Source organism: Arthrobacter sp. M4 (genome assembly GCF_020251205.1).
GTDB lineage: Bacteria > Actinomycetota > Actinomycetes > Actinomycetales > Micrococcaceae > Arthrobacter.
This window is the reverse complement of the sequence record NZ_JAIWYX010000021.1, coordinates 45773-52967: the sequence shown is the minus strand read 5'-3', so window position 1 is coordinate 52967 and position 7195 is coordinate 45773. Positions and strand designations below refer to the sequence as shown.

At 61.5% G+C, this 7195-nt stretch carries 7 protein-coding genes and 1 pseudogene; 5 read left to right on the top strand and 3 right to left on the bottom strand.

Features of this window, described 5'->3' with window-relative positions; genetic code table 11:
- Positions 1-211: 211 nt before the first annotated feature.
- On the bottom strand, positions 212-487 hold the full coding sequence (locus tag LD110_RS21235) for a hypothetical protein (RefSeq protein ID WP_225501920.1): 276 nt from the start codon (positions 485-487) through the stop codon (positions 212-214).
- Between the two features lie 589 nt (positions 488-1076).
- On the opposite strand from LD110_RS21235, the gene LD110_RS21230 reads away from it, so the two are divergent.
- Both LD110_RS21230 and LD110_RS24140 read left to right on the top strand, forming a co-directional pair.
- Positions 1077-1283, top strand: coding sequence for a DUF4177 domain-containing protein (locus tag LD110_RS21230; RefSeq protein WP_225501919.1), 207 nt, complete (start codon positions 1077-1079; stop codon positions 1281-1283).
- Positions 1284-2413: 1130 nt separating this feature from the next.
- Positions 2414-2623, top strand: a pseudogene (locus LD110_RS24140) (nucleotidyltransferase domain-containing protein); the annotation flags it as partial.
- A gap of 54 nt (positions 2624-2677) precedes the next feature.
- Here the strand turns inward: LD110_RS24140 and LD110_RS21220 are convergent.
- A complete protein-coding gene (locus tag LD110_RS21220) occupies positions 2678-2920 on the bottom strand; it encodes a hypothetical protein (protein WP_225501925.1) in 243 nt (80 codons plus the stop codon).
- Positions 2921-2979: 59 nt separating this feature from the next.
- Between LD110_RS21220 and LD110_RS21215 the strand changes: the two genes are divergently transcribed.
- Positions 2980-3249, top strand: coding sequence for a hypothetical protein (locus LD110_RS21215; protein WP_225501924.1), 270 nt, complete (start codon positions 2980-2982; stop codon positions 3247-3249).
- 606 nt (positions 3250-3855) lie between these two features.
- Positions 3856-4146, top strand: a complete 291-nt coding sequence (locus LD110_RS21210) for a hypothetical protein (RefSeq protein ID WP_225501918.1) — start codon at positions 3856-3858, stop codon at positions 4144-4146.
- Positions 4147-4270: 124 nt separating this feature from the next.
- Here LD110_RS21210 and LD110_RS21205 read toward each other — a convergent pair whose 3' ends face one another.
- Entirely contained in the window at positions 4271-5209 is a 939-nt protein-coding gene (locus tag LD110_RS21205) for a hypothetical protein (RefSeq protein ID WP_225501917.1), read from the bottom strand.
- Between the two features lie 290 nt (positions 5210-5499).
- Here LD110_RS21205 and LD110_RS21200 point away from each other — a divergent pair, with 290 nt between their 5' ends.
- Positions 5500-6744, top strand: coding sequence for a UPF0158 family protein (locus tag LD110_RS21200; RefSeq protein ID WP_225501916.1), 1245 nt, complete (start codon positions 5500-5502; stop codon positions 6742-6744).
- Positions 6745-7195 lie beyond the last annotated feature (451 nt).

Sequence of the window (7195 nt, the reverse complement as noted above, 5' to 3'; positions counted from 1 at the left end):
CGAAGAAGGATTACCATGTCACCAGGCACTGAGGAATAACGTGACGAAAGCCCTGGGGAATTACGTGGCGGGCGACACGTGTTCGTCGAGTTCAAGTTCGAACAACCACGGCTCGTGCCGGAGCGCCCGAGAGACAGCCTTGCTCAGTCTTGTCAGACCAAGCACACGTGCTCTGGCGCCATCTTCAGAATCCAAATGACGCCTCCGTCCGCTAGAACTCAATTAAGTCATCAACAGCGGCGTGCAGCCAGCTGTTGAAATCAGGGAATTCGCCCTTGGCTTCCCACCCCGGAGACGCCCAGTCGTGCACCAGGGCCACTTTTCCTGTGTCCAAGTCAAAGCAGACGCAGTCATCGTTGTCCTGACGTTTTGCGAACAGCACCAAATGACGCTTTCCGTAGCGCTTGCGGATCCCCTCTTGCAAGTTACGCAAATGATCGCCTGTCAGTATCCACCACGGTTCCAGCTCGAAGAGTTCCAGTTCCACCAGCCGACGGAGTCCTCGAGGGTATGAGAATCCCTCTGGCAGCTCCTCGGATGTGAAAAGTAACTCGCTCATTGGTCCTCCCCGGGAATAGCAACATCAATCTGCACAAACACTAAACCCCTATGGCCGCACCTCTGCAGCCCGACGCCGTTTCCCGCGCTGGGAGCGAAGACGGTCGATGCTGGCATCACGAGGCGAGTCATCATCGGCAGCCAATCGCCCCCACCCTCACAGCATGAATCCAAGTCAGTCCGAGAGGGAGCAACCGCAAAGGAGCATGCCGAGCCGCGAGAGGAAGTCCTCAATCGGCAGCGAAAAACCGCCAAACCGAGCTGTGAAAAAGCCGCCATTCTGATCTAACAGTCATAGGAAACTCTTCTGATTCCTAAGGCGTCCGATGGAGGGCCGGCTAACGGGCTGCTAGGAAAGGCAATGTCATCGTGCCTCGCGATGCCAAATTGCCCGGGATAACGGTGGGCGACGGAAGTGAGTCTTCGGGTTGCGCCCATCGCTCAATGCCCGGAGGAGCGACCTTCGGCAGCGAGTAGCATTGCTCCCAGCTGATCAGCAAGGGAATGGGGGCCGTGTCATGCGGTATGTCGTCGTGCAGGTGATTCTTAAAGAGAAAATGTGGGGAACCGGTTCGGGCAACCTGACCGAGCTGGAGAAAGCCATTAATGATCAGGCCGCGAAAGGCTATCGACTCCACACCATAACCACCGCGAGCAGCGGGAGTAAGGGAATCGGCGGCGGTGACCGCATTCAGGCAACGATGGTGTTCGAGAGCCTCGGATAATCGCACGTCGTGAAATGAGCTGCGCGGCGCGCCCACATACCGCAGAGAGAGCGCTTGCTCCGGGGAATCCAAGGGAGTCCCGAAGTGGGAGCTGAAACCCCACATGAACTACTGAATTGCCCCGCGCATATGCGAACCCCTTCTAGCCCGGGGCACCTGACGGCTGGCCCGCAGAATGGACTAAATAGCCAGAGTGCCTCTAGCTCGGGCAAGAGTGGGTGGGCGGGCCCAAACATTTGAGACTTCGTCCTGGGAGGCTCGTGGCTTCACCATGCTGGGGCCGGAATGGGTTCGACTCGACTTCGTCGCGAGGCTCGGTCCTGGGCCCTTTGCGGGCAGTGGAAGCCGATGTTTTGGTTCCGCAACGACGTCATTGCTCGCGTGTCAGACTGCGGACAGGTGCCGGTATGAAACGAGGGTGAAAGCACCGCCGACAATGATCCCTGTAACGCCGGCTACTAACACACCAACCCATCTATCTACCCCAAACGGGAAAATACTGAAGAGGCCGAACGTCAAGGCAGCTGAACACGTTAACGCCGCTGCCCCGGTGACAATATCGCGGGCTATCCGGGACGCGGTCCTGGGTACGAGACTTCGAGCGATCATGGCCACACCAGAAACAACCACCCCCAGGATCGCCAAAACAGGGGTTTCAAAAACGAGAAAGGACAGACCCCATAGGAGGTTGTTGGGAGTTATGTGACCGATCAGGGAACCGAGCTGGAAGACCAGAGCACCTACAGCGCCAAGGATCGCGCCCAGACAGAGCAGCCTCCACTGAACCCTGCCGGAGCGCCACCATCCCGGTAATGACCTAGTTTTGGCCATACTTCAACACCACATGTCGGAGGTTTGCGGGCTGGGCAGCCCATGTACCTTGCTCCATGCCAAGGACAATGATGGAACCTGCCACCAAGAAATTCACACCGGTGGCTTTCGCTGTCTGGTCCAAATAGACCCCGTCCTCACGTTCATTGTCAAAACTAATGACAGACCCCGGGTGCATCAAAGTAATCGTTAGAGGTGGCTGTGAATGTCACGTTTTGTCTCCGAAGTCGGACCGGGATACGTGTCCGGTAAGGGATCCTTGACCGGGACACCGGTGCTATGGCGCGCCTGGGAAGAAGATGGAAAGGGCGCGACCGGTGCCGATACCCCATAGTGTTGCTTTCGACCCTCTCCGAAAGGCAGGCGCCCTCGTGGATGATTCCTCGTTGGTTGACCACGTAGTCGATCAGCTCGCCGCCCTTCCCGGCGTGCTTGCGGTGTCGCTGGGAGGGTCTCGAGCATCCGGCACCCATACCCCTGGCAGCGACTGGGACTTCGGCCTGTATTACAGGGATCGTTTCGATCCCGCCGACCTGCGGGCGCTTGGCTGGGAAGGAACGGTCTCAGAAATCGGCGGCTGGGGTGGCGGTGTCTTCAACGGGGGAGCCTGGCTTGAAATCGAGGGTCGTCGGGTCGATGTCCACTACCAAGACTTGCACGTTGTCGAACATGAGCTGGCCGAGGCCCAGCAGGGCCGCTTTCACATCGAGCCCCTCATGTTCCACCTGGCCGGTATCCCCAGTTATCTGGTAGTCGCCGAGCTCGCGATGAATCGTGTCCTGTGCGGAGACTGTCCCATCCGGCATATCCACAGCCCCTCCGGAACTCGGCTCCGCCCGTTTGGCGCGGCCGGGCCGACCTCACATTGCACTACGCCCGCGCTGCCTACGTCGAGACCGAGAAGATCACGGAGCTGGCTGGCGCCCTTGCCACATCCGCCATGATGACCGCCCACGCCGTGCTCGCTGCTCGCGGTGAGTGGGTCACGAATGAGAAGCGACTTCTGGAGCGCGCCGGATTGCGTGACCTAGACGAACTCATCACAAGCCTCCGTGCCGATCCGTCCGTACTTGAGGATGCGATCGAACAAGCCAACCGGCGCTTTCACCGAGCCTTGTCTGCCGCCACCGGCTAATACCTCCGCAGAGCGAGCTCGAGAAAGATCCGGGACCACCTCCCACTCGATGGCCGACAGCTGTCGGAGGTGCTGTCCGACTGTCCCGTGGACGACCGTCCACGGGACACTCGCCCGAGGAATTGTCGCTGTGGAGTTTGCCGACATGCGCCCGGTGAAGGACCGGCTTGCGGGCGGGTTCTGGAAGCCGGATGAGTAAGACCTCCGCACCGCAAATTAACGACCATCCGGCAACCGGACGGCGTGAGCCTCGGGTACTGGGCCACGTTTATCTGACTCCGGCGTTTGCCGGTCACGTCAGTTCATGTGCCTTGCCCAAGTAGAATCCTCCATGGAAAGAGCGGGGACGGCCTCCGTCGCCAGAAAGGGCACGGACTACATGAGCCAAGAACCGCAGCGGCTGACCGAGGAGACATCCGAGCGGCCCGACCTGCCACCACGAGCAACTCGAACCTTTGCCTTTTCTTGGGATAAAGCAATGAGATCACGGCATTGGCGCTTTTGGATGGGACTTTTCGAGGCGGTATCTGGATTGTTCATGGGAGGGGTTATAGTGCTCGCTTCCATCCCGGTCATCGGGCAAATACAGAACCTAAGGGTTCAGAAGTGCAACGGCAGGCAGGATGGGTTGCGTCCATCATCGCCATAATCGTGGCCTTCAGCGTGGTGGCCATTGCTGGCGTGATCATCGGAGTCTGGAATCTCGTAACCATAAGGAGTACGGCAAGATCACCGTTGGTCGCGGCGATTCTAGTTTCCGCAGCGTCAATCGTGCTGCTGATGTTCTTCTGGGGCGAACCGTTCGATCCAATAAAAATCTCATTCGTCCTCTTGCACGTGCTGTTAAGCGTTTGGACCGTCGGAATCCTTCGGCTAACGAAGGACCTCGTTACGTAACGCTGACAGGCCCGACCAGACCCGGCTCTCGTCCACTCGATGTGATATGTCCGGCAATGGATCCCTAAAAGTGCGTGCTGCGGGAGGTTTGCGTGAGTCCTCCGCACTGCGGCGAGACGCTCGGTCAGGTGTCGCTGGGGCGTGGACGGGTGGTCAACGGCGACCAGGCCGACGCCTTTCCCAAGTGGATCGCTCGAGACCCTTCCTCCAGCGGCGGGATGTCCTCAGGGGCGAACTCTCTCCAGGCCGGATTCGCCGGGCTGGGATCAACGGCCGCTAGGAGTGCTCGAACCTCTTCTCCGCTGGTCGGCTCGGCACTATGGGCAGCCGCCTCCGGGGAGCTGATTTCGGCGATCTTCTCGCCGCCTTCCCGGAAGGCCGTACAGCGGACAAATCGGCCGCCATCCGGCTCGAAGATCAGGTAGGCGCCGTCCTCATGGGTAGCCAGGACAAGGCGGGCGAGGAGAGATATCCTGGACATCCCCAATGCCGCGGACACCTGCTCGCCCATCCGCTCGGTGGCCGTGATCGCCTGCCTGACTTCGTCGTCGTCGAGCCGGCCAGGATTGATCTGCAGCTCGGGGAAGCCGTGCTCGCGGGTCCATTCCCAGGCCGCGTCTTCGTAGCCGGCCCACTCATACCCGCCGGAGTTCCGTAGCTTCACGATCGGCCAGCCGAGCCCGTAGAGACGGGTCTCTGTCCAGAAAAGGATCGCCTTCACGGTTGCCCACGGGAGGCTGTAGGCCCATTCCGGGTGGTCCTCGCCGGTCTGGTAGTTGTAGCACCTCGCCGCTAAGTAGATCTGTACCAGATGCCTGGGCTCGAGCCTTTCGGTCAGGATCTCCTCGACCGGGGTGAACCTGTACTCCGGCTCGGCATTCTCTTCCTGGTAGTGGTCTGCGACCGCCACATTGTTGAAGTGGGCCAGTACTTCCCCGATCGACTGTGCGGTAGCAGTGTCCTCGTAGTCGAAGAAGTGATCCGGCATCTTGCCGTTGCGGATCCTCCGGGCGGCGGTCGCCAACAGGTCGATCAGATCGGTGCCGACAACGAACGAGCTCAACGCGGGTCCCCTTGTCTCGCGAGCCGCGGCCGGCCCGGTTTCCGCAGCCTATCGCCGACAATCGATGCTGCCAAGGGTGGTGATCGCCGCGGCCGCGCCGAGCCCGCAGAAGGATCCTCAAGCGGGATAGCAGTAAGCTGCTATGGATCGCAGCCACATCATCACAGTCAAGCGCCTGCAAACGTTCGCTCGTCCGACTCGCCGAACAGCGCCTTCCTGCGGGATGCTGCGCCGGGGGCTCTGTGGTAACGCGACTACGGCAGCACCGTGGCGCGTGTCATCCTTGGGGTATGGCACGAACCTGGTTGTCGGTTACGGTGGAGCTGCTCGGTGGTCGTGGTGAGGAGCTGTGGCCTTGGCCCGGGCGTATCTTCGCGGTCGGGCCGTCGCACACCTTCATGGATCTCGCCACTGCCATAAACGATGCCTTCGCCCGATGGGACCGCTCGCACCTGTCAATGTTCACCCTGGCCGATGGCCGAGTAATCACTGACGAAGAGACGGGGGCCGAGATGGCCGGAGCGGTCGGGGGCCCGATCATCGCACCAATCGACATCGCTGTGGCCAAGGTGGCCCGGACTGTGGAGCCGGGGACTGAGTTTCGGTTCACGTTCGACCTGGGTGACGTCTGGACGCACCGATGCGTGGTCGGCGAGGTAAAGGTCGACCCGCTGGAGGTATTGGGTATCCGTCCTGATGCCCCACTGCCGTACTGGGGCTGGGGCAGCATCCCGGACCAGTACGGGCGCCGGTGGGCTACCGACGACGGGGAGAGCCGGGCGCCGGGGAGGCCGAGCCGTTCGCACCCGATGCTGCTTCAGGCGTGGCCCGTACAGGTCCAGGTGCCGGGGCTCGACCTGTCCGAGCTGCGCGCGGCCATCGCTGCTGGAGATGCGGTCCGCTTTCTTGCGGCGGTGACGGGACGCGACATCGATGACGCTCTGCAACAGGTGGGGACTGGCATTCCGATGGCGCTTGAGCAGAGACGTCAGGAAGCCGAGCCGGTGGCAATCTCGGTTATCAACCGGCTGAATTGGCGCGGCGGAGCTGGTGACCAGGTGCTGGCCGAGGACCTGCTGGCCTGTCTTCGCCGCGTGCCGCTGACCGACCGAGTGGTGGTGCCTGTGGCCCTGGACATGCTCAGCACCGTGCTGGAAGGGGATCTCGAGCTGTCTACCGGTGGCTATCTCGACCTGCGCACTGGGCAGGTGTACGACGATACCTTTACTGACTCGATGATGGTCGGGGACGGTGCCGCCATCGACGTGGAGGAGGAGCCTGACCGTTGGCTTCGACTGAACCGCACCGGTTCGCGGAACGGCTGGCAGGACATGGCGGCCTTCGCCGAGCGGCAGCGCGATGAGGCCCTTCGGGAGCGGCTGAAGCGGGCGATCGAGGGCAAAGGTGCCTTCTTCCGGTTCCGCGATCTGGTCCACGGCGAAAACCTTGGCGAGCAGTGGTACGCCTTCTCCACCGACCGCCAGATGGGCCGTGCCCGCGAGTTCCTCGCTGAGAATGGCATCCGCGCGGGCTGACGAGCCGGGCCCGGTCAGTGCCGGCGCAAGACCACGCCCGCTGCATGGACTCAACCGTGAGAATTCCTCGCCTCAAGCGGAGAGTACTGGCTCGCCCTTTATCGTGGGTTGGTGCCTGATTACGCCCTCCGTCATTGCGGGATGGTGCTGTCCCGTCCGCGAAGCGGATCGCTACGTACTTCCGTAAGACCGGGACGCTTCCGAAAACGCCCTCGGTGGCCGACGAGGAGAAGGACCTTGGACGGGCCCTGGCAAGGATCCGGCTGCTCAAACGGAGAGGCCAGTTGGAGCAGACAGCCTCCAAGGTTTTGGACAGGGCGTGCCCCGTCTGGGCGGACGGCTATGCCCTTCCACAGTGACAGGCTGTGGCAGGAACGCCGGGACGAGATGTCGCATGGATACACGCCAATGGCCGGCCACCGTACCCCGCTTCGGGCGACGCAGCCGAGCG